Raw genomic sequence first — 25,069 nt, 5'->3', positions numbered from 1 at the left:
CTTGTGAATGACATGTTTTCAGGCAGTGCAACAGCATGAGGAGACGGTGCCTGCCCGTTTGTTTCGAGCACTGCCGACGCCAATGGTTTCATTGAGGTATAGCTGATTCTCGACCGGCCCCTGCGACAAGCTGCTCCTGCGCAGGTGACATATCCACCGCCAAGGCTCAGTGGAAATCCCGACTGCGCACATGGATACCGTCGAGCAATGAACTCAGGTCGCTCAAGCGTCCGGCAATCAGGTGCCGCACCTCGCCCACCTGTTCCCAGCGCCCGTCGACCTTGAGCAATTGCGAGCCGACCAATACCTGCCGTTGCCGTTCGGCCAGGTCGCGCCAGACCACCACGTTGACGTTGCCGAATTCGTCTTCAAGCGTCACGAAGGTCACACCGCTGGCGGTTCCCGGACGCTGCCGACCGGTGACCAGCCCGGCGACGCTGACCGGACGCCCATGCTCGACCATCAGCAATTCCCTGGAGCTGCGACAGCGCCGGGCCTTGAGTTCCCCCCGCAGCAACGCCAGCGGATGCGGGCCGAGGGTGGTGCCAACACTGGCGTAATCGGCTTGCAGGTCCTCGCCCACGGTGGGTTTAGGCAGATCCACCGCCGGCTCTTCCTGACTCGGCAGACCGGCAAACAAACCGAGCTGCTTCTGCACCCCCGCCACCTCCCAGCGCGCCCGATGCCGGTCACCGGCCAGCCCGCGCAGTGCACCGGCATCGGCCAGTTGTTCCTGGGCGCGGGCATCGAGTCGTGCCCGTTCGCCGAGGTCGGCGATGTCGGCAAACGCCCCTTTCGACCTTGCCGTCTCGATACGCCGGGCATCGTCTTCGCGAAAGCCCTTGATCATCCGCAGCCCCATGCGAATGGCCGGCTGCGCACCGGTGATCGGTTCCAGGCTGCAATCCCAGTCACTGGCCCGCACGTCCACCGGGCGAATCTGCAAATGATGGCGGCGGGCGTCCTGGAGAATCTGGTCCGGGCTGTAGAACCCCATCGGCCAGCTGTTGATCAGCGCACAGGCGAAAGCCGCCGGCTCGTGGCATTTCAACCAGCAACTGGCGTAGGTCAGCAAGGCGAAACTGGCGGCGTGGGATTCGGGAAAACCGTAATCGCCGAAGCCTTTGATCTGCTCGAAGATCTGCGCGGCGAACTCCGCCGTGTAGCCGTTTTTCTTCATTCCGTCCGCCAGGCGTTCCTTGTGCGGTTCCAGTCCGCCATGGCGTTTCCAGGCCGCCATGGAGCGGCGCAATTGATCGGCCTCGCCGGGGCTGTAGTCGGCGGCGACAATCGCGATCTGCATCACCTGTTCCTGGAACAGCGGCACGCCCAGCGTACGCTTGAGCACCGCTTCAAGTTCTTTCGACGGGTATTTCACTTCTTCTTCGCCCTTACGTCGCCGCAGGTAGGGATGCACCATCCCGCCCTGAATTGGCCCCGGACGAACGATCGCCACCTCGATCACCAGATCGTAGAAGTTCTTGGGCTTGAGCCTGGGCAGCATCGACATCTGTGCCCGGGACTCGATCTGGAACACCCCGATGGTGTCCGCATGGCCAATCATCTCGTAGGTTTGCGGGTCTTCGGCCGGCACCGTCGCCAGGCTCAGGTCGCGGCCCCGGTGCCGACGCAGCAGATCGAAACAACGGCGAATCGCGCTGAGCATGCCCAGCGCCAGAATATCGACCTTGAGCAGCCCGACCGCATCCAGATCGTCCTTATCCCACTGGATGATGGTGCGCTCGGCCATGGCGGCGTTTTCCACCGGCACCAGGCTGTCCAGAGGCTGCTCGGAAATCACGAAACCGCCGGGGTGCTGGGACAGGTGCCGGGGAAAACCGATCAGTTGCTGGGTCAGGCTCAGCACTCGACGCAACACCGGGCTATCGGGGTCGAAACCACCTTCACGCAGACGCTCGACGGGCGGCGCCTGATTACTCCAGTGGCCGCAACAGTCGGCCAGGGCGTTGACCTGATCCGGCGGCAAACCCAACGCCTTGGCCACGTCGCGGATTGCGCCGGCACCGTGGTAAGTGCTGACCACCGCCGTCAGCGCCGCACGGGCCCGGCCATAACGCTGAAACACATACTGCAGGACTTCTTCGCGCCGCTCGTGCTCGAAATCCACGTCGATGTCCGGCGGTTCGTTGCGTTCCCTGGAGAGAAAACGCTCGAACAGCAGCGTGCTGCGTTCCGGGTCGATCTCCGTGATCCCCAGCACGAAGCACACCGCCGAGTTGGCGGCAGAACCGCGGCCCTGACAAAGGATGTGTTGCTGGCGGGCGAAATTCACAATGTCGTGAACCGTGAGGAAATAACTCTCGTACCCCAGCTCGGCAATCAGCTCCAGTTCCTTGTCGATCTGCGCCAACACCTCGGCCTTGGGGCTTTTTTCCCAGCGCCAGCGAATCCCCTTTTCTGCCAGCACCCGCAGCCAGGACGTGGCCGTGTGCCCCTCGGGCACCAGTTCCCGGGGATATTGATAACGCAACTGACCGAGGTCGAAAGTACAGCGCCGGGCGATGTTCAGCGTCTCGTCGAGCAACGCCTGCGGGTAGAGATCGCGCAAGTCGTCGAGGCTGCGCAAATGCCGTTCGCCATTGGGGTGCAGACGCAACCCGGCCTCGGCCACGGGAACGTGATGGCGGATGGCGGTCATGGTGTCCTGCAAGGCGCGCCGGCCGCGGGCGTGCATATGCACATCGCCGCTGGCCACCGCCGGGATCCGCAGTTCCCGCGCCAGGGTCAGCAGTGCTGCCAGTCGCCGGGTGTCGTCCTGCCCGCGATGTAACTGAACGCTCAGCCACAGGCGCTCGGCGAAGCTCTGCTTCAGCCAATGGCCCTGCGCAAAATCATCGACGGCGTCCGGCGCCCACAACGCCAACAGCCCCGGCAACGGCTCGCTGAAATCCTCCCGCCGCACCTGATACTGGCCTTTCTGCGTGCGACGTCTGGCGCGGGTAATCAGTCGGCACAGGGCTTGATAACCTTCGAGGTTTTCCACCAGCAGCACCAGTTTCGGGCCATTTTCGATACGTATTTCGCTGCCGATGATCAGCGGCAGCTCCACGGTCTTGGCCGCCTGCCAGGCACGGACGATACCCGCCAGGGTGCATTCGTCGGTGATCGCCAGCGCCTGATAGCCCTGCTTTTTCGCCCGTTGAAAAAGCTCAAGCGCACTGGAGGCACCGCGCTGGAAACTGAAGTTGGACAGGCAGTGCAGCTCGGCATAGTCGACGCTCATGCGAACCAGCCTTGCAGCCACAACGGACCGTCTTCGCCCACCGCCCGATAGGCCCAGCCCTGCTGACCAGAACGGGTTTCGATCAGGTAGTAATCGCGGCGCACGTCGTCGCCGTCCCACCAGCCGGACTCGATGCGCTCCGGCCCCATGAGGATGCGCGTCGAGCTTTCGTGTACCGCCTGCGGTTCAGTCAGCAACCAGCCTGGACGTTGCACGGCAGGCAGCCCCTCGCAGGCCTGGCTGTCGACAGTGGTCTGCCACGCGCATTCCGGCCGGTGATCGGCCTGGAAGCGCAAGCCCTGCACCGCGTCATCCCCCAGCCGTGCGCGCAAGCGTTCACGCAGTTGCTCCCAGGGCAAGGACTGCTGCGGACGGTCGTCGAACAGCTCCTGACGCTGGGGCACGAAGGCCGGCAGATCTTCGGCGCGCAGACGAAAACCGCGCACCGGGGCCTCGACATGAACCTGTTCCAGGCGCCCTCGGGCCAGTTCGAACAGCATCGCCGGATCGCGCTCGGCGCTGAGCAGGCCGACCTTGATCACGGTGTCCGGCAAGCCGGCGTGTTCCAGGTGCAAGTCGAAACGTTGCACGCCGCTGTCCCGGCCGCAGAGGAACGCCGACAGATCGCCGGTCAATCGTCTTAAAGGAAACAACAATGCCTGATGGGATTGCACATCGAAATTGAGTTCGATGCGCACATCGAAACGGTCCGGCGGCAGGTAAAACGCCAGTGCCAGCCGCCGCTCACCGAACAGGCTGTCCAGATGCTTGAGCACCTGGGCCTCGAAACGCCGGGCCAGGCTATGCCGGGGCAGCGCCTGCACCTGACTCAAGGTGCGCAGCCCCATGCGCGATAACGCCGTAGCAACGCTGGGCTCCAGGGCAATGCGATCGACGGGCAGTTGCCCGAGGTGATGCTGCAAGGCTTGATTGTCCGGCACCACCAGACCGTCATAAACGTTGGCCAGCACCCGCGCCGCCACCGGATTTGGCGCGGCGACAATCCGATGGCGAAACCCCAGCTCAGCGAGCTCGGCGCGCAGCCGCGCCTCGAACTGCGGCCAGGGCCCGAACAAGCCCAGGCTGGATTCGATTTCAAACACCACGGCACGCGGGTAATGCACGCTGACCTGGGAGCTGAACCGATAGGCCCAGGCGGCCAGGAACTGCTGCCAATGTTCGATTTCGGCGGCATCGTATTCGACGGTGACGAACCCTTTGCTCAGCGCCTGGGCGGCGGTCATCGACTGACCGGGTCGCAAACCCAGCGCCCGCGCCGCACCGTTGACCGCCTGCAGCACCCGCCGCTGGGCCGGGCCGGTCAGCAGCGCCAACGGCTCATCGGGGTCGGGGCGCTGACGCAGTACCGCGTCCAGCGCCAATTGCGGGAAGACAATGCACACCCAGCGCATGGCAACCTCAATGCCCCACGGCAAAGGCAATCGGCGCCGAACGGGCCAGCCCGCCCCGGCACTTGAGCACCCGCAACTGAGCAGGCTTGGCGTCGATGGCGATGCGCAGGGCCGCTGGCGACGGGTTGATGGCTTCACTGAGCGAGCGATAGGCGAACGCCAGGGTCTGCCCGGTTTCGGCCGCCACCTGCAAACGTCGCAACGCCCGGTCATCGGCCTTGTGCGGCCAGCACAACACCGCCCCGCAACTGCCCGAACGCAGGCATTGTTCCGCCGCCCACAGCGCATCGCGCTCGCTGGCCTGGATGATCGACAACTGGCGCAGATCGACCCCGGCGTTCTGCCAGGCCTGGGGATACGGCACGTAAGGCGGCGCCACCAGCACGATGCGCTCGCCCGCCGCCGACAGCCGTGCCAGCGTCGGCCACACCAGTTGCAACTCACCCACGCCCTGCCCGGCCAGGAGGATTTCGCTCAGCGCCGCTTCCGGCCAGCCACCGCTCGGCAACGCCGCATCCAGCGCCGCATGCCCTGTGGGTTGCGGGCTGACGGCCGGTGGCGCAGGTCGGCCCTTCCAGACCTGGCCGCCATTGAACAGCGTATCCAGCGCAACGACGGCGCCCATCACCCTTGCCTCACCAGACCACAGAACACGCCTTCGATGGCCAGCTCCTGATCGGCTCGAACAATGATCGGCTGGTAAGCCGGATTGCGCGGCAACAGGCGAACGGCATCGCCGACCCGCTCGAAACGCTTGATGGTGACTTCGCCGTCGAGCCGCGCCACCACGATCTGGCCGTTGAGCGCTTCAGGATTGCGCCGCACGCCCACCAGATCGCCGTCGAGAATGCCGTCCTCGATCATCGAATCACCCTGGACCCGCAGCATGTAATCCGGCACCCGCGAGAAGATCGACGGATCGAGCAGCAAGCGGCTGTGGACCTCGGCATCGGCACCGATCGGCGCACCGGCCGCCACGCGGCCCAGTACCGGAACGTCCAGCAGCTCGGGCCGCGGCGGCTGGTTCAACAAGCGGATGCCGCGCGCCTGATGCGGATTGACCTCGATGAAACCCGCCTCGGTCAGCGCCAGCACGTGCTTGCGCGCCACGCTACGGGAGGCGAAACCGAAGGCCTCGCTGATTTCAGCGAGGCTCGGGGGCTGACCGTGTTCGGCGATGCGATCGCGGATGAAGGTCAGGATGGCGGTACGGCGGGGAGTTAAAGTCGTCATGGAGTACATTTGTACTCTTTCGGCTTTTTCCTGGCAAGGACCGCCAGTCAGCTCAGCCCGCGAGAGGCCAGAAACCCGGCGATGTAATCGATAAAAGCCACGACTTTGGCGGTCGCTCGCCGATGGCTCGGGTACACCGCCAGAATGTGCGGGCCAAAGCTGTCGGGATCGATGTCGTAGTCCGCCATCACCCGCACCAGTCGACCGTCGGCCAGATACGGCGCAGCGCTCCATAGCGGCGTGTGCAACAACCCGCGTCCGGCCAGCGCATTGGCCAGCAGCAAGTCGTAATTGTCGCTGCGCAGCCGTGGCGCCTGGGGTTGCGGCAGGCTCAAGCGCTGCCCATCGCGCTCGGCCCACCAGAATTCGCGGCTGAGCAAGGGATGGCGATACAGCAACCATTCGTGCTCATCGAGGGTTTGCGGAGTGACCGGCAACGCCTTGCGCGCCAGATAGGCCGGGCTGCCACACAACGCCAGACGATTGCTGCCAACGACGCGGGCGATCAGCCCCGGCAGGTCGTCATGGCCTTCGCGCAGGGCCAGGTCGTAGCCGCTTTCCAGCAGATTGACGAACTCATCGCACAGGTCCACTTGCAGATTGATCTGCGGATACTGCTCCAGAAAACCGCCACACACCTGATCGAGAAAGGCATGCCCATAGGCCAGTGGCGCGGTGATTTTCAGATTGCCGCGCAGGCCATGCTGCAACTGCTCGATTTCCTCACCGGCCTCGTCCAGCCGCTGCAACACCTGACGCGCGGTTTCCAGGTAGAGCCGCCCCACTTCCGTCAGCAGAATCCGCCGGGTGCTGCGCTCGAATAGCCGGGCACCGAGCTCGGCCTCCAGGTGATTGACCGCTTTGGTCAGGGCCGACGGGGTCTTGCCCAGTTGCTCGGCGGCGCGGCTGAAACTGCCCAGTTGCGCCGTGACCACGAACATTTTCAACGCACCCAACTTGTCCATTTTTTTTCCATTCCGGCAAAAACGTTTTTCGTGAGTGAGGCGTTCTGTTGAGCATAAGCAGCCACTAATCTGGCCATCAGACGCAATAACAAGGAAACATTCAATGAAAAGATTCCTCCCGAATCTATTGGTGGCCGCTGTGGCTTTTGCCTCGATGGAAGCCATGGCAGCGACCGATCTGGTGCTGCTCAACGGCAAGATATTCACCGCCGACCGCAACCAGCCCAAGGTGCAGGCCCTGGCGGTGCAGGACGGCAAAGTGCTGCAAGTTGGCAGCGATGCACAGATAAAAGCCTTGATTGAATCGCAAACGAAAGTGATCGACCTCGGCGGCAAGACGTTGATGCCCGGCCTGATCGACAGCCATTCCCACGCGATTTTCGGCGGTCTGGAAATGGCCTCGGCCAATATGGAAGATGAGGTGGTCGACCTCGATGAGCTGGAAAAACGCCTGCGCGGATGGCGTGATGACGGCAAGGCGAAACACGGCGATGTGCTGAGCGTGGCCGGCATGAGTTCGGCGTATTGGGCCCAGGCCGAGGCCCTCGGCAAAAAATTCAACAGCGGCGAATGGGCCAAGGTGCCTGTGGTGTTCACCGGCAGCGACCACCACACCGCCTGGGCCAACAACGTCATGCTCGAACGCGCGGGCATCGACGCCATCCTGCTGCAAAACCTGCCGGCCGCCGAACTCGACACCATAGGCAAGCTTGCCGACGGTAGCCCCAACGGTTTTCTGGTGGACGCCGGTTGGGATCGGGTTGCGTTAAAAATGCCCGCGCCCAGTGCCGCCGACATGCTGCGCGCCGCGCAAACCGCCGTGCGCTACAACAACAGCCTGGGCATTACGGCCTGGATGGACCCCGCTGCCAACGCCGCCCCTGGCGAGCCGGTGTTTGCCCTTAAACCCACGGAGAAAACCGTCGGCGTACTGCCGGTGTACAAAGCGCTGTCGCAAAGCGGTGGCATGACCGCCCACGTCGCGGCCCTGCTGGTGGCCAATCCGAAAAGCGTACCGGCCGATCTCGACACGCTGGACAAGGTCCGCCAGCAATTCCAGGGCATCCCCAACCTGACCCTGCCCGGTATCAAGATCTTTGCCGACGGCGTGATCGAATACCCGGCCCAGAGCGCGGCGATGATCGATCCTTACACCAACTCGCAAAAACAGGGCGAGTTGCTGATCGATCCGAAGCACTTCGGCGAACTGGTCAGTGCCATCGATCAACGCGGCTGGCGGGTGCACATCCACGCCATCGGCGACCGCGCGGTACGCGAATCCCTGAACGGCATCGCCCAGGCGCGCAAGGATCGCCAGAGCGGCGTGACTCACTCGATCACCCACTTGCAAATGGTCAACCCGAAAGAGTTTGCGCGGTTCAAACCGCTCAACGTCATCGCCTCCATGCAGTTGCTCTGGGCCTCCGCCGACGATTACACCCTGGACATGATCAAGCCTTACGTCAGCGCCCTCGCCTTCCGCTATCAGTACCCAGCGCACTCGCTGCTCAAACAGGGCGCGACGATCGCCGGAGCCAGCGACTGGCCGGTGTCTTCGCCCAATCCGTGGAACGCCATGGCCCAGGCGATCACCCGAAACGGCCCGTTGGGCGTGTTGAACGCCGACGAACGCATCGACCGGGAAACGATGTTCTACGCCTACACCCTCAACGCCGCCCGCACTATCGGTCTAGAGAAGCAAATCGGCTCGTTGAGCCCCGGCAAGCAAGCCGATTTCATCGTTCTGGACCGCGACGTGTTCAGCGTCGATGAGAAAGCCCTGCACGACACCCAAGTGCTGCAAACCTGGTTCGCCGGTCGCGAAGTCTACGCCCCGACACTCTGAGAAAAATCGCCTGTACACGCTGCCCAACTCCGCATTCATCGCTGGGGTCTGGAGCAGCGTTGTCTCAAATCTGCCCATAACAATCACAACAAAGGCACTGCACCATGAAAGCGTTCACCCTGTTCGCCCTCGCATCCTTCAGCCTGTTGCCCCTGGGCAGCCAGGCCCTGCCCTTGAATGACGACTTCGCCGTGCTGGTCGACCTGACCCTGGCCAGCGACTATCGCACTCGCGGGATTTCGCAAACCCAGAACGACCCCGCCGTGCAAGCCGGTGTGACCCTGGCCCACAGCAGCGGCCTGTACCTGGGCGCCTGGAGTTCGAACGTCGATTTCGGCGGTGGCCTGAAAACCCGCCAGGAAGTCGACTACTACGGTGGTTGGCTGTGGCAGGCGACCGACGCCATCAGCCTGGATGTCGGCTATCTCAAATACGCGTATCCAAAAGAGAGCCAGTTCAATCAGAGCGAGGTCTACGGGATTCTCGACGTCTATGGCGTGAAACTCGCGGCCTATTACTCTGCCGATGCACCGGGCATCGACAGCAAACAGAGCACGTTGTACCGCTACGTTGGCTACGAAACCGAGTTGCCCTATGGGCTGGGGCTGAAACTGCGCTACGGCGAAATGGACTTCAAAGACCCGCGCCTGTATTCGGCCTCGGGGCATGGCGAGGAGGCTTATCACGAGTGGGAGGCGAAGCTGACCCGCGAAGTGGCCGGGGTGCTGCTGGGGTTGAGTTACATCGACACCGATTTGTCGAAAAGCCAATGCATCAGTAACTGGGGGTTCGACGATGTGTGCAGCGCGACCCTGGTGGCGAGTGTCAGCAAATCCTTTTGATGGTTTTTTGTAAGGAGCGAGGCTTGCCCGCTAAAGCGTTTTCCCTGACACACCGCCTTCGCGGGCAAGCCTCGCTCCTACAGGTGTACGCGATCCGCTATTTAGCCGACACGCAATGCGCGCAGGTCGAGGCGACCGTCCTTGAGCGGCGGGCACCAGTAGTAGCCACCAGTGATCGGTCGGCTGATGCGGTACAAACCGTCGGTGATGCCGTCCTCCAGACCGCTCATGCGTCGCAGTTGGGCTTCGAACGCATCGAGGGAAAAACCGAATGCCAGGAACATCAGCCCGGCGCGATCGCCTTCGATCCACGGCATCGAGCGACGGACCACGAAGGCTTCCGGTGCGAAGCTTTCCTGGGCGGTGCGTTTGACGTGGGCAGAGATCGGCGCGTCGTCGAGTTCTTCGTTGTCGCTCAGGCGTCGGCCCATGATGTTGTCCTTCTCGTGGGACGGCATCGCGTGGAAGCCTTTCAAGTCATGCTGCCATTGCTGGATCGCGGCGAAGCTGCCGCCGACCAGACCATCAGCGCCTTCGTTCAACAATGCAGCGGCCACAGCGGCTTCGTCGTGAGGGTTTTCGGTGCCGTCTTCGTAACCGGTCAGGTCATGGCCAGTCATGTGGCGGAAGGTTTCGTTCATCTGCACCAGACGCAGGGCCGGTGCCAGCGCGGCTTCGATCGCGTGGCTGCGATTGAGCAATTCGCCACGGTCAACACCGTGCAACCAGCACCAGAGCGCGTGTTGGGTCGACGGGTTGTCGACGCCGACACCGACCAGCGCAGGAAAGGCGCGCAAGCCGTCGATCTGCGCGTGCAGCGCCTTGACCAGGGACTCGCCGAAACCCACCACCGCCGATTTTCCGTCCACCAGGCGCGTCAGGTTATCCAGCGCTGCCGGCAGTGCCTCGGCGGATTCGAGGGCGAAGAACATATGACGAGCTTGAGGCGGAACTGGGGTGGCGAGGATGCCCGGCTGGTAGTAACTCATATGAACTCCTTTGAGAAAGAGCGCGAAGTTTAACCGGGGGATCGTTACTTGTGTGTTTTCAAGGGCAAAAGATCGCAACGGCTACAGGCGCTTTCATGAGCAGATGGGTCGACAGATTCTCGATCCACAACGTCGAGTCAAAAAAACCATAAGATGAGCCATGACAAGCCAGGCCGAGGTCTGCTAAAACGATTCATCAGTGCATCACCCAATCCAGACGGGGTAGCGATATGACCACAGCATCGATCCTTGGCAACCTGTTTCCCACCGCCGACGGCATCCCGGAAAAGTATCGCCTCAACGGCCAGACCGAGCAGCGCGAATACCTGGTCGACGGTGAACTGAAAACCTGGTCCGGCCCCCTCGCCCAGGTGCGCAGCCCGGTGTACCTGAGCGGCGCGAATGGCGATGAACAAGTGATCCTCGGCAGCACGCCGCTGCTCGATGCCGACACCGCCCTGACCGCGCTCGACGCGGCTGTCCGTGCCTATGACCGGGGCCAGGGTTTGTGGCCGACCATGCGCGTGGCCGAGCGTATCCAGCATGTCGAGACCTTCCTCGGTCGTATGCGCGAACAGCGCGAGGCGGTGGTCAAGTTGCTGATGTGGGAGATCGGCAAGAACCTCAAGGACTCGGAGAAAGAGTTCGACCGCACCTGCGACTACATCGTCGACACCATCAACGCCCTCAAGGAACTCGACCGCCGCTCCAGCCGATTCGAACTGGAACAGGACACCCTCGGCCAGATCCGCCGCGTTCCGATGGGCGTGGCGTTGTGCATGGGGCCTTACAACTATCCGCTGAACGAGACTTTCACCACGCTGATTCCGGCGCTGATCATGGGCAACACCGTGGTGTTCAAGCCGGCCAAGCTGGGGGTGCTGTTGATTCGTCCGCTGCTGGAAGCCTTTCGCGACAGCTTCCCGGCCGGGGTGATCAACGTCATTTACGGCAGTGGCCGCGAGACCGTCAGCGCACTGATGGCCAGCGGCAAGATCGATATCTTTGCGTTTATCGGCACCAACAAGGCTGCCAGCGACCTGAAAAAGCTTCACCCGCGGCCTCACCGCTTGCGTGCGGCACTGGGCCTGGATGCGAAGAACCCCGGCATCGTGTTGCCAGAGGTGGATCTGGACAACGCGGTCAGCGAAGCCGTCACCGGCTCCCTGTCGTTCAACGGTCAGCGCTGCACCGCGCTGAAAATCCTCTTCGTCCATGAAGACGTGGTCGAAGCGTTCATCGAGAAATTCAACGCCAGGCTCGCCTCACTGAAACCCGGCATGCCGTGGGACAGCGGCGTGGCCCTGACACCGCTGCCGGAGGCGAGCAAAGTCGATTATCTGCATTCGCTGGTGGCGGACTCGGTCAGCAAAGGCGCCGCCGTGGTCAACCCCAATGGTGGTGAGTCCCGGGCATCGTTCTTCTACCCGGCCGTGTTGTACCCGGTGACACCGCAGATGCGCGTCTATCAGGAAGAACAGTTTGGCCCGGTCGTGCCGATCGTGCCTTACCGTCATCTGGACACCGTGATCGATTACGTCCTGGAATCCGACTTCGGCCAGCAACTGAGCATCTTCGGCACCAACCCGGTGGCGGTCGGCAGGCTGGTGGACACCTTCGCCAACCAGGTCGGCCGGATCAACCTCAACGCCCAGTGCCAACGCGGCCCGGACACCTACCCGTTCAACGGCCGCAAGAACTCCGCCGAGGGCACGTTGTCGGTGCATGATGCGCTGCGGGTATTTTCGATCCGGACCCTGGTGGCGACCAAGTTCCAGGAAAGCAGCAAAGAGCTTCTCAGCGAGATCATCAGCGGCCGGAACTCGAGCTTCCTGACCACCGACTATATTTTCTGAGGACACCAAAATTTTCTGAGGACACCAGACTGAGCATCATCAAAGGCCTTCGACTGCCGCCGCTGTTGCGCCGAATACTGCGTCCATTGCTGGACCCGTACCGGCGCTACCGCCACGCCAAACTGATCCATGCGGTGCGGGTTTCCTTGGGGTTGCTGGCGACGATTCTGCTGACCACCGGCATCCATCTGCCCCATGGCGAATGGGCGTCGGTGACCATGCTGGTGGTGATCGGCGGTTTGCAGCACCACGGTAACATCGGCAAAAAAGCCGCCGAGCGAGCCATCGGCACCTTGATCGGGGCCGGTGTCGGCTTGTTGCTGGTGGCGCAACAGGCCTGGCTCGGGATGCCGTGGCTGACCTATTTCGCAATGTCGGTGGTGTGCGGGTTTTTCTCGTACCACGCCATCGGCAAGGGTGGTTATACGGCGCTGCTGTCGGCGATCACCGTGTTTATCGTTGCCGGGCACGGTGACAACCCGGTCACCGATGGCCTGTGGCGCGGGGTGGATATTCTGATCGGCATCGCCCTGGCACTGGCTTTCTCCTTTGCCCTGCCGCTGTACGCGGTGTATTCCTGGCGCTACAACCTGGCCGATGCGTTGCGCGACTGCGCGGCAATCTACGGCCGTATCATCAACGGCGAGTCCGTCGCCGCTGACGAGCACTTGAAGCTCATGAATCGCTTGAACGCAGTCATGGTGCAACTGCGCTCACTGATGCCCTCGGTGTCCAAGGAGGTGCGGGTTTCCATGACCGAACTCGATGCGATTCAGCGCAACCTGCGGATGTGCGTCAGCATCCTGGAAATCCTCGGCAATAGCCGGCCGAATGCCGATGACTCTGAGGCAATGGCCCACCTGCAATCGGCATTGAAAACCGAGCACCGACAGATCCGAGTGCAACTGATCGGTATGGCCCGGGCATTGAAATCGGGCGCGTCACAACGGCTCAGCCGGCCAGCCGAACCGCTATTGGACTCTACGCTTGATATGCCGGTCTACAGTCCACTGGATGGCTACCGATTGCTGACCCGACAATTGGCCGCGAACATCGGCGAGATGCGCCAGCGTCTGGCGAAAACCGCACCGCGCTGGAACATCTGAGAGGCCGTTTATTGTGTAGCCACCCGCCGAAGCTTCAGGCCCCAACCCTGTTGCATCCCGGCGGCGGCCAGCAGAATCGCGGCGACACCGATCCATTGCAGCGGCTCCAGGCGATGACCGAAGGCAAACCAATCCACGAAAATCGCCGCAATCGGATAGATGAACGACAACGCGCCGGTCAGGGCGGTCGGTAGCTTTTGAATTGCTCCGTAGAGCAGCACATACATCAAGCCGGTATGCACGATACCCAGGGTCACCAGGCTGGCCCAGGCACTGGGCGCTTGCGGCATCGCCGAGAAGTGCGCAAAGGGCGCGAGCAACAGCACGCCGGTGCAGACCTGGATCAACGCGATCAGATGCGGTGGCGTGCCGGTCAGGCGTTTGATGATCAATGCGGCAATCGCGTACAGGAAGGCAGCACCCAGCGCCAGAGCGATCCCCATCAGGTAATCGTTGCCACCCTCGCCTTGCTCGCCATGTGCGCTGACAATCGCCAGCATCCCGAGAAACGAAATGCCCAGCCAGAACAGTTTTTGCAGGGTGATTTTCTCCCCGAGAAACAGCGCGGCCAGCCCCACCAACATGAACGGCTGGACGTTATAAACCGCCGTGCCGATGGCAATCGAGGCGCGCGAATAGGACGCGAACAACAGCACCCAGTTACCGACAATCGCCACACCACTCAGTACGGCCAACAAGAAAGTGGTGGACGTCAAAATGCCAGGGCGCAGAAAGCCGAACGCCGCGCAGATCAGCAACAAGGTGGCGGCACCGAACACGCAGCGCCAGAACACCACGTCCAGCACCGGTTGCCCGGACACCAGCACGAACCAGCCAATGGTCCCGGAAATCAGCATGGCGGCGGTCATCTCGAATGAGCCGCGACGTAGTGTTCTGTCCATCATCAACCTCCTGTGTTTGAGGCCAAAGTATGCCAATCCGCCGAGGGGCTTCTCCAGCGCAAAAAGCAGGCTAAACTCGGTATCTGCCTTTTTTATCAAGGCTTATCCAGCCGATTGCCTAACAGGGGATTCGCCATGACCGACGACATCGACCAAGTGCTGATCAGCGCGTTGATGGAAGACTCCCGCCGCTCGCTCAAAGCCCTGGCACAGATCAGCGGCCTGTCCTCGCCCAGCGTTGCCGAGCGCCTGCGCCGCCTCGAAGAACGCGGCGTACTCAAGGGCTATACCGTCGAAATCGACCCTAAATGCTTCGGCTATCAACTCCAGGCCATCGTCCGCATCCGCCCGTTGCCGGGCCAGTTGCAGGAAGTGGAGCGGCAGATTCAGGCGATTCCCGAATTCACCGAGTGCGACAAAGTCACCGGTGACGACTGCTTCATCGCCCGCCTGCATGTGCGCTCGATGGAACAACTGGACACCCTCCTCGACCGCCTCAACACCCACGCCGAAACCAACACCGCCATCGTCAAGAAAACCCCGATCAAACGCCGGCTGCCACCGGTGGCGTGAGTGCTGTTTGGTTCGCAAAGACGTGGATACCCCGATTCCCAGACGATAAAAAACCCGCCGAAGCGGGTTTTTTACTCAAGGCTGGCGATCAATCATCGCGGCCCATGATGCCGAACAGCTGCAGCAAGCTGATGAACAGGTTGTAGATCGATACATACAGGCTGATGGTCGCCATGATGTAGTTGCGCTCGCCGCCGTGAATGATGGCGCTGGTCTGGAACAAAATGCAGACCGAGGAGAACAGCACGAAACCTGCGCTGATCGCCAGTTGCAGACCGCTGATCTTGAAGAAGAAGCTCGCCAGCGTCGCACCCAGCAACACGAAGAAACCGGCCGTGATGAAACCACCCAGGAAGCTCATGTCCTTACGGGTGATCAGCACATAAGCCGACAGGCCGCCGAACACCAGCGCGGTCATCGCGAAGGCCGAGCTGACCACTTCCGCGCCGCCCTGCATGCCCAGGTAACGGTTGAGGATCGGGCCGAGCAGGAAACCCATGAAACCGGTCAGCGCGAACGCAGAAACCAGGCCCCACGCCGAGTCACGGAGTTTGTTGGTGAGGAAGAAAAGGCCGTAGAAGCCGATCAGCACCACAAAGACGTTCGGGTAACCGACACGCATCTGCTGTGCGACAAACGCCATCACGCCGCTGAATGCGAGGGTGAGAGCGAGTAGGCCGTAAGTGTTGCGCAGGACGCGGCTAACCTCTAGCTGCTCAGCCTGCACGCTGTTATTAACTGCGTAATCCTGTTCGCGCATGGCGACACTCCTGTTGGTTTGAAACGTTCAGTCGCAAAGATCATAACAGACGCTCTGTAACAAGCCATGCAGAGAGTTTGACAGTGTGTTTCATTCAGGTATTATGGCGCCCGCAACGCAAACGGAGGTGTGGCCGAGTGGTTTAAGGCAACGGTCTTGAAAACCGTCGACTGTAACAGGTCCATGAGTTCGAATCCCATCGCCTCCGCCATATCTGATACGACAAAGCCCTGATTATTCAGGGCTTTGTCGTTTCTGGCATTCAGGAATTTTGCTCCTATCTCTATGGATCGTTTCCGCATCTTTTCGGGCATTTCCGCAACCCTGCTTTTCAGACGCCATCCTACCGAAAATTTCAATTGCCAGATTTAATGCGACAGACGAGTTTATACTTGAGCAGTAGGCTGCTTTCGGCCGAAAGCGGATGTTCTGTCTAACTCCAGTCTTTGCTCTCGGAAGTCGTTTTTTTTGGGGGGGCGATCAACATTAGCGAGTTTCCAAAGGCGGTAACGGCATTTAGCCAGCTCAAGGCCATCTGGTTTTGCCTTAATCAGGTCTTCGGAGCGTCTTTTGCTTCGTAGATCCGTCGAGCTAGAAGGCTGGTGAAGATCAGATACTGCGCGGCCTTCTCCGAGTCGAGATCATGATTTAGCGAATGAGCCTTGGGATTGCGAATGCCAAGGTAAGCGCCGACCAAAATTTGCATGAACCCTTTCTGATCATTCCTACCCGACTCCGTGTCGAGTTCGCTAAGGATCAGGTGCGGTCTTTCCAAGCTCAACACTTGCGTCGCCAATGCTGCGCCGTCGAGATCCAGGCCGGTGCGTTCTCGCATCAGATCAAAGATTGCAACGACGGAGTTCAACACGGCATCGCGGTAATGTCCGTCCATATAGTGCTGGAAGGCATGCGCGAAGATTACCGGATGCAGCAATTCCTCAAAACCAATGCTCGGTTTGGCGCCCGTCGCGTCGCGCACGTGCGCTTCTGCCCTCACCTCAACCTGGGGTAGATCGCGCGCAAGGATGTCGTCGTAGTCATTCGCGTCGCCAAATCCGATATGCCTGCCAAGATTTCCCATGTCCTGCTCGGGGAACCCTGCGCCGGTCCACAGCTTGCGTAGCAGTTGATAGTCGGATTTCAAATAGCCATTGATCAACTTGGCCCCTGTTTTATCGTCGCTCGCAAGGAGGCCTTGTGCGTCGATCGCTTTCTGACGCATTGCCCGAAATAGAGCATTTACCTCCAAGTACCATTCAAGCATTGCGTCCCTCCCCGATTTATCTTTTCCATTTATTAAGGCGTCACTAACTCCGCATAACGCTTGAGCGACCCAACTTCTACTTTTTTCTCAGCATCAGTTGAATCATGGCGAACAGGCGGTGGAACAGGTAGTCGACCTGGTCCACATCGATCACCGGCACCTGGCTGATCTCCGAATGCCGAATGAGGTGACTGTTTCCAATGGAGCTCAGTTCTCTCGCTTCTGCCTCCAATCTCTCCCGCAGCGAAGGCACGGAAGTAATCGCGTCGAGGATGATCTTGACTGAGCGCTTCTTGTCGCTCGGGTCAGCCAGTGATTTGAGTCGTTCCCATGCGTCCCACAGCCGCTCCAGCGCTTCACGACGCACCAATGGATTGCGGTCCGAAAACTTAGCCCGGCACTCGTCGAGCATATTGTCGAGCGTGCGATCACCGGTATTGAAGAGCGTTCGCTTCAGTTCTTCGCCAAGCACCGGCGGGAGCACTCGTTCAATTCGGCCATTGGGCAGCATCTCGAACGCAACCCCGTTGCGCGCGAATATACGATTGACGGTCACGCGGAAGTCTTCCTGCCCCGCCTCTTGGTCAAAGGTCAGGTGGTGATGACTGAAGTAGTCGTGATACTTTCCTGAGATCGGTTTTGCCAATGACGCGTGAACGAACTCGATGAAGTCCAAGACGAGCAAGGTGTCCGGCGCGAACGGCTGGCGCTTGGCAAAGTAGCCCTCCCCATCAATGGAGACGGTCTCCAACGGCCAAGCCAGACCCGGCATTTCTGCGCTTACCGAAGCCGCCAAGGCGTCCGCATCGCCGCCGCAAGTTGCTTGTCCGTCCGGGCAGCGTTCGGGGAAACGCAGGCCGAATGCGCCGCTATTGATCAACGCCTGCACCGTTGCCACCAGGCCCGCCCAGACCGTGGGCGAAATCACCTGCTCGGTGCGTGCGCGCGGACCATTCTGACGATCGCTGAAGTAGTCGCTCATCACGTTGACTCCGTTCGCGGCCACGACGCGATGGTGGCGACGTGTCTGTCCAAAATATTCATTTCCCTGCGCAGTACGATGGTGTTCATGCTTGTGGCCTCAATAAGGGCGCGCTAGTTGGACCAATGCATGCTTCTAGCCGCTCTACGCTCAAGTCGTTCACGGCTTCCGGCGTCAAGCATCCGGCATTGAAGAGCCCGAGGTACTGCCCCCTAGTCAGAGTAATCGGCAAGTTTGTGAGCGGCAACGCACCGGCTGGAAGGCCGAATTCGAGCCGCTGCAGGATTTCGTCGAGTCCCGCCAAGAACGTAGGCTGGCCCGGGAAGAGTGCCGACAGGATTTGGTGCGTCGAGCGCAGGTGAAAGCGGGTTGCGTCGGCGATACCGATGATGTTCCCGTATCCGACAGCGCCTCCGAAGGGCGTGGTAGAGAACCGCTTCTCCAACACATCGACGGGGGTGCCCTCGATCCAGTCGTACAAGAGCGCCGCGCGCTTGCATCGGCACCAGAACTCAATCTCGTCCCGGCAATATCGCTGCAGTGCCTGCGTCATCGCATGCCCATAACGCTGCGCCACATCATTGGAGCGCACGCTCTCCGACCTGCCCCGCTTCATAACCGGTGTATAGATCGAATCCATCTCGTCGAGGACCTGCACCATCGCCAGCACCTGGGTGGGCGACGTCTGTGCGGCGTTGAGTTGTTTCATCAACTCGACCAGCCGCAGGCTCGACTCAAACGACAAGGACGAAGCGCCGCAGGCGCGTCCGAGCAAGGTAAGGTGGATCAACTCGCCCTCGCGCTCGGCCAGCCCAGCCTGCAACAGGCGCTCAACCAAAGCGGTGACTTCGTGCTCCACCATCGCGATCCATTGAGGATTCGCACGTGATGCAGAGTAGCCACCGAACGTGTTGACCAAGAGGCCAGGAATTTCGGTGGCACGCACGCCCCGGACTTGGCTAAGCAAGCGCAGCGTCCAGGTTGGCAGGTCGCGTTGCTGGAAGGATGACTTCACATCTTCCGGCACACCGAGCACGTATTTCTGGAATAGCTGCGCGCGCTCCATCGGCGTGTCGGCGAGGATGATGGCCTTGCCGGTCTCGTTGTATCCGAGCCGTCCCGCCCGCCCCGCCATGTTCTTGTACTCGGCGACGGTGAATGGCCGGCCGTCCTCTCCGACGAATTCGTTCTCCGCGAGGATCACCGTAGATGCCGGAGTGTTGATGCCGGCAGCCAGCGTCGTCGTGGCCACCAGCGCATGGATGCCGCCGCCAGCATCGCGATACCCCTTCTCGACGGCTTCGCGCTCCGCACGCAAGAGATTGGTGTTGTGGAATGCAGTACCGCCAGCGAGGCACTCCCGCAGATCCTGCGAGGCGCCAGTCAGATCCTGAGTCGGAAGCACGGCCAGAACGGTAGTCGCGGGACCGAGTACCAATTCCTTGGACAAGTATTTGGCGCAGCCCTGCGCCGGACCACGCATGTTGCGGAAGACCAGCAACTTTTCGCCCTGTGCGACCAGTTGCTGGACCAGCGGCACGATCACGTCCTGCGAGCTGGGCTTTTCGCGACGCTGCACGATGCGATGCGCTGGCAACAGGGATTCGGTCTTGGTGGTGCCGTCCGCATCGACGAACTGGAACGTCCCGTGTCGATCAAGCACGCCCTCGACCAGGGGCACAGGCCGCTCGCGGGACATCAGCAAAGGCAGGTCGAGCCAGCGATCGAAGCTGTTGAGGTTGCCAATCACCGCCGACAAGATCACAAGTTGCGGTTCAATGCCACGCTGCCGTGCTCGTAGCAGGAGCGCGAAGATCAGCTCAACCGTAATACCTCGATTAGGGTCCGTGATGAACTGCCCCTCGTCAAGTACGACGAGGCCGAGCTGGTTGAACAGGCGCGGCGAACCGAGCGCCAGATTGAGAAAGGTTTCATAGGTGAAGAAACCCAGGTCATAGCGGCCGCCCAACACGGGACCGATGCCATCCGTTGCATCACCGCTGCACCGAACGACGCGCAGCCCCGCAGTTCCGTATCGCTCGCTGAACTCCTCGAACTTCTCGCTGACCAGCGCCCGATACGGCAGCAGAAACGCGGCTTTCTTGCCGGCAGTGACTGCCTGAATCGCAGCCAGTTCGCCGATCATGGTCTTACCCGAACTAGTCGGCGCGACCACCAGCAGCGATCTGCCGGCCAGTACGCCGTGTTCGTTGACTGCCTTAAGTTGCAGTGCGTTGAGGCCTCGCGGGAAGTCCGTTGTCCACTGTTCGACGATTTCCGGCGGAAAGCCGTGCGCAGAAAATTCCGCAAACGACCCCGACATTTGCTGGACCGCTCTGGCCGGGAACGCAGCGGCGTAGTTGTCACCGCGCCTGAGAGCCGGAAACACGAGGCCACCCTGGACGTTGCCCAGGAATACAGGCGTCTGTGTCACGCTGATGCGCTCGGCCTCGACACGCGCCAACCGGATGATCTCTCCGGCGATTTCCGGAAAGCTGACCGAGTCGCCGACCGCCCCCGTCAACGCCTCGATCACGGCATGTGTGAGCAATCCGTGTCCGGTGCCCGGCTGCTCCCAGGCAGATTCGTTGGTTGCACAGGCGGCAAGCAGAATGCGCCCCTCCCCGTAAATCCCAGTCAACGCAAATGCGCTGCGCGGTCGCGCTGCAGCCTCCAGTACACGCGCAGGTGCCTGCCCGCTGAAGCAGCAGTCAAGCACGCACAGCACCGCACGCGCCTTCGTCGCCTTAAAGGCATCGGCCAAGCCCGCCATCGACAGGCCTGTGCTGGAAAGATCGGCTGCGTTGGTATCGAACAGGACCAGGTTTCCATCGGGAGAACCGTGGCCAGCGAATGTGATGACTATCACGTCGTCCTGGCCCGCGGCCGACAGCGTTCCGAGGATGGCCTGCGACACCTCTGCATGCGTGGCGACCTCATCGACAAGCAGTCGGCCAGCCAGGCCTTCGACGGTGTCGGTGAACAGCGCCCACAACGCCGTCGCATCGCGGCGGGCCCCGCCCAGCTCGGGGATTGCCGCGTCGAGGTGTTTGTTGATGCCCACGAAAATAGCTTTGATCGCCACGTCGCCCCCCCTATCCGCTGTGCGCCAAGAGTTATTCGATCACGTCGCTCGCCGCGCGCGGACGCAACGCCCTCAGGAACAACGAGCATAGTCGCATCCGCCGATTTAATTGCGCCAACTCTCTCGATGAAACGAGGCAGATTTTCGGTTGAGCGTTCGCTTAGAGGCGTTGTCTCGCGATATGCTGTTCGGCACTTAAGCCAAGCACAGCGTCATTGAAGCAGCGAGACGCTTCAGCAATTGGCGTGCTTCCCGCGTGACTCTATATGGCCATCAACGACTTGATGAATTTCTTTTTCTTACGGTTGCTTTTCTGTTTTCACACGATAGATGTCTCGCATTGATCGCGAGGCAGAATTTTGCTTCGCCCCCCTTCTCTCGTCGCTACAGGCGTAAGGCCAACATTAATCGGTCTCTCCATTCAATCCTTTGGCGTCTTGTGGTCTGCTGCGGCCCTAGATTTGCCCTCAACATAATTGTGAGCACGCCGCTCCCGCTGCCTGGATCGGAGGTCGGCGGTTAGCAGACGTTAGCGAATGACTGCTCACTACCCAAAGCTAGCGGTGTCACCCGTAAGCAGGCGCTCATGACCGACCGCTTCCGGCCAAAAGCGGTCGTTCAGTAAAGAGGGAGAAATTTCCAATATGTGTTTTTTTCGCAACAGATTAAAGCCCGCTCTTAGCGTCCGAGTGGGGGCGGCCCATAAAGTTCGGTTTCCCAGTCTTCAAGAGGTGGCGTCACTTTGAAAGATGAGTCGCAGTAGGACCTTAGGTAGTCAGTCGCTCTCTTTTGGGCGTGGGTGAAATTGAGCACATTCCCTTCACTGTCCATTTCTATCACGTTCGCAAATATTGCGAACACCATCTCAATTGCACTTGGTTCTGAGCCATAAACGTCTAGGTACTCCACGTTTTTTAGCATGTAGTGGGTTCCACTTGCCATGAAGTATGCAAATGTTCGGAGTGCCCCACTGAAATCGTTACTTAGCTTTTTCATATAATTTTTCGTAGTAAATATTCTGGTTTGATTGAAGGGCGAGCTCTATCACGTCCCAAGCAAAAAGAAAGGCTTGTACCGTTAACCAGGATCTAAGAATACACAACAGTACCGGACGGCAATTTTATACCGCGCAGAGAGCGGTAACAGACCCCGTTCCCATACACAAGGCCCGCATCCTGGGCTTGAGCTTTAAGCACTAACGCTCGCAGCTTGTGGACGAGTCGAGATAGTCGCTCCCTGAATAACAACGGTTGAATTGGCCGCCGTGGTTGCCTGGGGTACTGAATTTCACCTAAATATTCCCGCCAGCTTGTGGGTCGCTGATATAGCGCCATTTCGAAATTATTCAAAATTTCCACCGCGTTATTTAGATCGTCACCTCTGAGGCAAAATCTTACGTTCATTGACGTAATGCTTACCCTTGCATCTCTTTGAGCATATTGTTCAAAAGCAGGAGCTATCAGGTAAAAATAACCAAGGGAATGAAAGCAATCAGATCTGAAAACAATTTGGTCTTGAGACTCTAGCCGCCACAATTGCTCTGTTTTTTTCGAGGTGTATAAACCGATGATGTGATGCATGTGACTATCCTGATTACTGACATTCTTATTGGTGACGGCAAGCTCAGTACTTTGCAAAGACTCAGCATAGCGGCCCATGCCATCCATTTGCCACGGTTTTGTCTGCTTCTGGCCGTTTACTGTCGGTGCTGACCGGCAGCTATGGGTCGGTTAGCGACCACCACGCACCGTGACTGATCCACTCTTGTCCTCCCTCAACGTGGAGGACAAACCATGAAGATCATCGCTACATATAGTCATCAGCCTTGGAACAAGGGAAAGCTAGTCGGACAGAAAGCCCCGCTCCGAGTCAGAGATATCTGGGCTATTCGGGTAAGACTCCAGCTCGCGGAGAAAACACGGGATCTGGCTCTCTTCAACTTGGCCATCGACAGCAAGCTGCGTGCCTGTGACTTAACCAAGCTGCGAGTCCGAGACATAGCCCATGGGGAACATGTGTCGTCACGGGCCATCGTGATGCAGCAGAAAACCCAGCACCCAGTGCAATTTGAAATCACAGAGCAAACCCGAACAGTTCTGGAGGCTTGGATGCATCAGGCCCGTCTCCGCAGCGAGGACTTCTTGTTTCCGACCCGGTTGCACGGCTCAGACCATCTATCCACCAGGCAATACGCTCGAATAGTCAAAGCGTGGGTGACAACCATTGGACTTGACCCAACCATGTACGGTACTCACACGCTCCGGCGAACCAAGGCATCACTGATCTATCGCAGGACGAAGAACCTGAGAGCTGTGCAACTCCTGCTTGGTCATACGAAGCTTGAAAGCACTGTCAGATACCTGGGTATCGAGGTCGATGATGCCCTAGAAATGGCTGAACAGACGGAGGTGTAATTCCTCTGCGATGGTCGCAACTAAACTGTCGCCAATAGCTGCCAGTGAGGTGAACCGGACTGACTAACCGAATTGTAAGCGCTCCATAAACCCCACCTGCACATGAAGCGCCGATTCAAGGATGCTGAGCTCCCATTTCTCGCTCGGATCGACCGATCCGCCGGACGGTCTGTTAGTCGTTACGTGTCTGTTCAAGCCGCTTATCAAGCTCGCTTGGCGGCAAGTTCGGCGTCGAGTGAAGCGTCAGCCAGACGGCCCGCAGAATGTTGATCGCGGCCATGTTCAGGTGTTGTTCGGCGGCGTGCAGGGCCAGTTCGGCTGCCAGGCGCTTGTCGGCAGCACTGAGGTGCGCCGTTTTGTGGGTCATGTCCGCATCAACGTTGGCCAATAGCCCCTGGAGTTCCTGCACCGCCTGATCCGATGCCTGACGCATGTCCGCCAGCAGGCGGCTGGCTTCGGCAGGCGTCATGGCCAAGGCGCGGACGCTGCGAAAAGTCAGGCGGGCGGGCAAGGTGGCCAAACTGAAACCCGTCGAAATTAACTTGCCAATCATGCGAACAACTCCTGTAAACGAGTGCTTCAGCAGCGTATCAGAGTAAATCGCAAAAAAATGTCTGCTCATCGCTTGCCAGAATCAACTCTCCGCCTCTTTTTGGCATCAAGCGTCTGATCGTCGTCAGAACCCTCGAACGATGTGCCCATAGGCACTTTGGAGTCGGATTCAGGCAGCCTTGGCAAAGGTGTTGCACCTAGCCGATGTCCAATTTCTTCAATCGAGCCAGGCCTTGTTTGATATGACCGGCGTTTTCACCCATGGTCCACAGTGCACCATGGACATTTCCGCCCACTTCCTGTACCCCTTGCTCCTCAATCAGCAGGGTCAACTCCATAATGGCCGCCTCTAAGGCCTGCTGATTTTCGAACAGCCTTTCCAGTACATCCGACAGTGAATAATCGCTTGGCATGGTGTCGATTCCTTTCGAGAAAGCTCAAGCATAGCAGCGACAGTGCCCCCAATTGGAACCTGCAATAGGTTGATTGGAGTATGGTCAATTGATGAAGCTGTCACCGGCTACTTTCGACCCCAAGCTGCCTTTCATTTATGTCTACAAAATCAGAGGAAATTCAGGCCCTATTGGGGGTCGATCGAAAACTACAGGGCCCTTCAGAAAGCTAAAAGCCAAAAGCCTGGAGTTTGCAGCTGATGCGTTCGCGTTTTCTTGGTTTGTGCGCCTTGCGGACGGATCCACTATCAATTAAAAACCGGTCAACCGGGAAGTAGCCTTGAGTCTGATGCCTATCGCCTTTGCATCTTTTTTTGTAGCAGTCGGTACAATTGATGGTTTAAGTGACGCATTTGGAGGTGGGGCTAAAATAACGACTCACGCTCCAGCGTATTTGCGATGGGCACAACCTTGCGTCCAAGCAAGGGCCGTCTCTTTGCCGGGCTCCTTTGTTAGTTAACAAGTTAGTATTGTAAACACTTTTGTAAATTTTACGTAGTCATTCCAACGTTGTGATAAAAACCCCTGGGCATTGCAGAGTCCATAAAATTTGAATGATCATTGGTGGCTGTGCTGCGATTACACCACACCG

General features: G+C 59.7%; 20 protein-coding genes and 1 tRNA gene. 7 read left to right on the top strand and 14 right to left on the bottom strand.

Annotated features, from left to right (window positions below; translation table 11 throughout):
* Nucleotides 1-166: 166 nt before the first annotated feature.
* Genes AC1DIS_RS11605 through AC1DIS_RS11585 form a run of 5 tightly spaced genes read right to left on the bottom strand, consistent with a single transcriptional unit; the run spans nt 167 to nt 6,854 of the window.
* Entirely contained in the window at nt 167-3,265 is a 3,099-nt protein-coding gene (locus AC1DIS_RS11605) for an error-prone DNA polymerase (RefSeq protein ID WP_477743945.1), read from the bottom strand.
* Nucleotides 3,241-4,656, bottom strand: coding sequence for a Y-family DNA polymerase (locus tag AC1DIS_RS11600; protein ID WP_477743944.1), 1,416 nt, complete (start codon nt 4,654-4,656; stop codon nt 3,241-3,243). The genes AC1DIS_RS11605 and AC1DIS_RS11600 overlap by 25 nt, the downstream gene beginning before the upstream one ends.
* A 7-nt stretch (nt 4,657-4,663) precedes the next feature.
* Nucleotides 4,664-5,281, bottom strand: coding sequence for a translesion DNA synthesis-associated protein ImuA (gene imuA / locus AC1DIS_RS11595; RefSeq protein ID WP_019578465.1), 618 nt, complete (start codon nt 5,279-5,281; stop codon nt 4,664-4,666).
* Nucleotides 5,281-5,898, bottom strand: coding sequence for a transcriptional repressor LexA (lexA, locus tag AC1DIS_RS11590; RefSeq protein WP_018927624.1), 618 nt, complete (start codon nt 5,896-5,898; stop codon nt 5,281-5,283). The genes imuA and lexA overlap by 1 nt, the downstream gene beginning before the upstream one ends.
* Before the next feature lie 38 nt (nt 5,899-5,936).
* A complete protein-coding gene (locus AC1DIS_RS11585) occupies nt 5,937-6,854 on the bottom strand; it encodes a LysR family transcriptional regulator (RefSeq protein WP_018927623.1) in 918 nt (305 codons plus the stop codon).
* Nucleotides 6,855-6,957: 103 nt separating this feature from the next.
* On the opposite strand from AC1DIS_RS11585, the gene AC1DIS_RS11580 reads away from it, so the two are divergent.
* Both AC1DIS_RS11580 and AC1DIS_RS11575 read left to right on the top strand, forming a co-directional pair.
* Nucleotides 6,958-8,700: an amidohydrolase gene (locus tag AC1DIS_RS11580; RefSeq protein WP_477743943.1), complete on the top strand. Its 1,743-nt coding sequence runs from the start codon at nt 6,958-6,960 to the stop codon at nt 8,698-8,700.
* Nucleotides 8,701-8,804: 104 nt separating this feature from the next.
* Complete coding sequence (locus AC1DIS_RS11575) at nt 8,805-9,542, top strand: TorF family putative porin (protein WP_477743942.1); 738 nt, start codon at nt 8,805-8,807, stop codon at nt 9,540-9,542.
* Between the two features lie 101 nt (nt 9,543-9,643).
* On the opposite strand, the gene AC1DIS_RS11570 is transcribed toward AC1DIS_RS11575, so the two are convergent.
* A complete protein-coding gene (locus AC1DIS_RS11570; RefSeq protein WP_477743941.1) occupies nt 9,644-10,531 on the bottom strand; it encodes a Dyp-type peroxidase in 888 nt (295 codons plus the stop codon).
* A gap of 230 nt (nt 10,532-10,761) precedes the next feature.
* On the opposite strand from AC1DIS_RS11570, the gene AC1DIS_RS11565 reads away from it, so the two are divergent.
* Together AC1DIS_RS11565 and AC1DIS_RS11560 are read left to right on the top strand one after the other, a co-directional pair.
* Nucleotides 10,762-12,387, top strand: coding sequence for an NADP-dependent glyceraldehyde-3-phosphate dehydrogenase (locus tag AC1DIS_RS11565; RefSeq protein WP_018927619.1), 1,626 nt, complete (start codon nt 10,762-10,764; stop codon nt 12,385-12,387).
* A gap of 62 nt (nt 12,388-12,449) precedes the next feature.
* Complete coding sequence (locus AC1DIS_RS11560) at nt 12,450-13,493, top strand: FUSC family protein (RefSeq protein WP_477748562.1); 1,044 nt, start codon at nt 12,450-12,452, stop codon at nt 13,491-13,493.
* 8 nt (nt 13,494-13,501) lie between these two features.
* On the opposite strand, the gene AC1DIS_RS11555 is transcribed toward AC1DIS_RS11560, so the two are convergent.
* Entirely contained in the window at nt 13,502-14,395 is an 894-nt protein-coding gene (locus AC1DIS_RS11555; RefSeq protein WP_018927617.1) for a DMT family transporter, read from the bottom strand.
* A 135-nt stretch (nt 14,396-14,530) separates the two neighbouring features.
* On the opposite strand from AC1DIS_RS11555, the gene AC1DIS_RS11550 reads away from it, so the two are divergent.
* Nucleotides 14,531-14,968: an Lrp/AsnC family transcriptional regulator gene (locus AC1DIS_RS11550; RefSeq protein ID WP_477748798.1), complete on the top strand. Its 438-nt coding sequence runs from the start codon at nt 14,531-14,533 to the stop codon at nt 14,966-14,968.
* A gap of 88 nt (nt 14,969-15,056) precedes the next feature.
* Here the strand turns inward: AC1DIS_RS11550 and AC1DIS_RS11545 are convergent, their stop codons facing one another.
* Complete coding sequence (locus tag AC1DIS_RS11545) at nt 15,057-15,728, bottom strand: Bax inhibitor-1/YccA family protein (RefSeq protein WP_018927616.1); 672 nt, start codon at nt 15,726-15,728, stop codon at nt 15,057-15,059.
* A 123-nt stretch (nt 15,729-15,851) separates the two neighbouring features.
* Between AC1DIS_RS11545 and AC1DIS_RS11540 the strand changes: the two genes are divergently transcribed.
* Nucleotides 15,852-15,939 (top strand) — tRNA-Ser (locus AC1DIS_RS11540).
* A gap of 339 nt (nt 15,940-16,278) precedes the next feature.
* Here the strand turns inward: AC1DIS_RS11540 and AC1DIS_RS11535 are convergent.
* From AC1DIS_RS11535 to AC1DIS_RS11520, 4 genes are all read right to left on the bottom strand, one after another.
* A complete protein-coding gene (locus AC1DIS_RS11535; RefSeq protein ID WP_477748797.1) occupies nt 16,279-16,992 on the bottom strand; it encodes a TIGR02391 family protein in 714 nt (237 codons plus the stop codon).
* Between the two features lie 76 nt (nt 16,993-17,068).
* Complete coding sequence (locus AC1DIS_RS11530; RefSeq protein WP_477748796.1) at nt 17,069-17,974, bottom strand: AbiJ-NTD4 domain-containing protein; 906 nt, start codon at nt 17,972-17,974, stop codon at nt 17,069-17,071.
* An 85-nt stretch (nt 17,975-18,059) separates the two neighbouring features.
* Complete coding sequence (locus AC1DIS_RS11525) at nt 18,060-21,059, bottom strand: DEAD/DEAH box helicase (RefSeq protein ID WP_477748795.1); 3,000 nt, start codon at nt 21,057-21,059, stop codon at nt 18,060-18,062.
* Between the two features lie 678 nt (nt 21,060-21,737).
* Entirely contained in the window at nt 21,738-22,055 is a 318-nt protein-coding gene (locus AC1DIS_RS11520) for a DUF7677 family protein (protein ID WP_073638595.1), read from the bottom strand.
* Nucleotides 22,056-22,852: 797 nt separating this feature from the next.
* Here AC1DIS_RS11520 and AC1DIS_RS11515 point away from each other — a divergent pair.
* Nucleotides 22,853-23,473 (top strand): tyrosine-type recombinase/integrase, encoded by a 621-nt coding sequence (locus tag AC1DIS_RS11515; protein ID WP_201062309.1) that lies wholly within the window; start codon nt 22,853-22,855, stop codon nt 23,471-23,473.
* 172 nt (nt 23,474-23,645) lie between these two features.
* Here the strand turns inward: AC1DIS_RS11515 and AC1DIS_RS11510 are convergent, their stop codons facing one another.
* Nucleotides 23,646-24,026 carry a hypothetical protein gene (locus AC1DIS_RS11510; protein WP_009043509.1) on the bottom strand — a complete coding sequence of 127 codons (381 nt, stop codon included), beginning with the start codon at nt 24,024-24,026 and terminating at the stop codon, nt 23,646-23,648.
* A gap of 196 nt (nt 24,027-24,222) precedes the next feature.
* Nucleotides 24,223-24,438, bottom strand: a complete 216-nt coding sequence (locus AC1DIS_RS11505) for a hypothetical protein (RefSeq protein WP_477748794.1) — start codon at nt 24,436-24,438, stop codon at nt 24,223-24,225.
* Nucleotides 24,439-25,069: the final 631 nt, after the last annotated feature.

The organism is Pseudomonas sp. 05N433 (assembly GCF_056396925.1).
The sequence above is the reverse complement of the archived record's forward strand: the minus strand, read 5'-3'. Positions and strand labels throughout refer to the sequence as shown.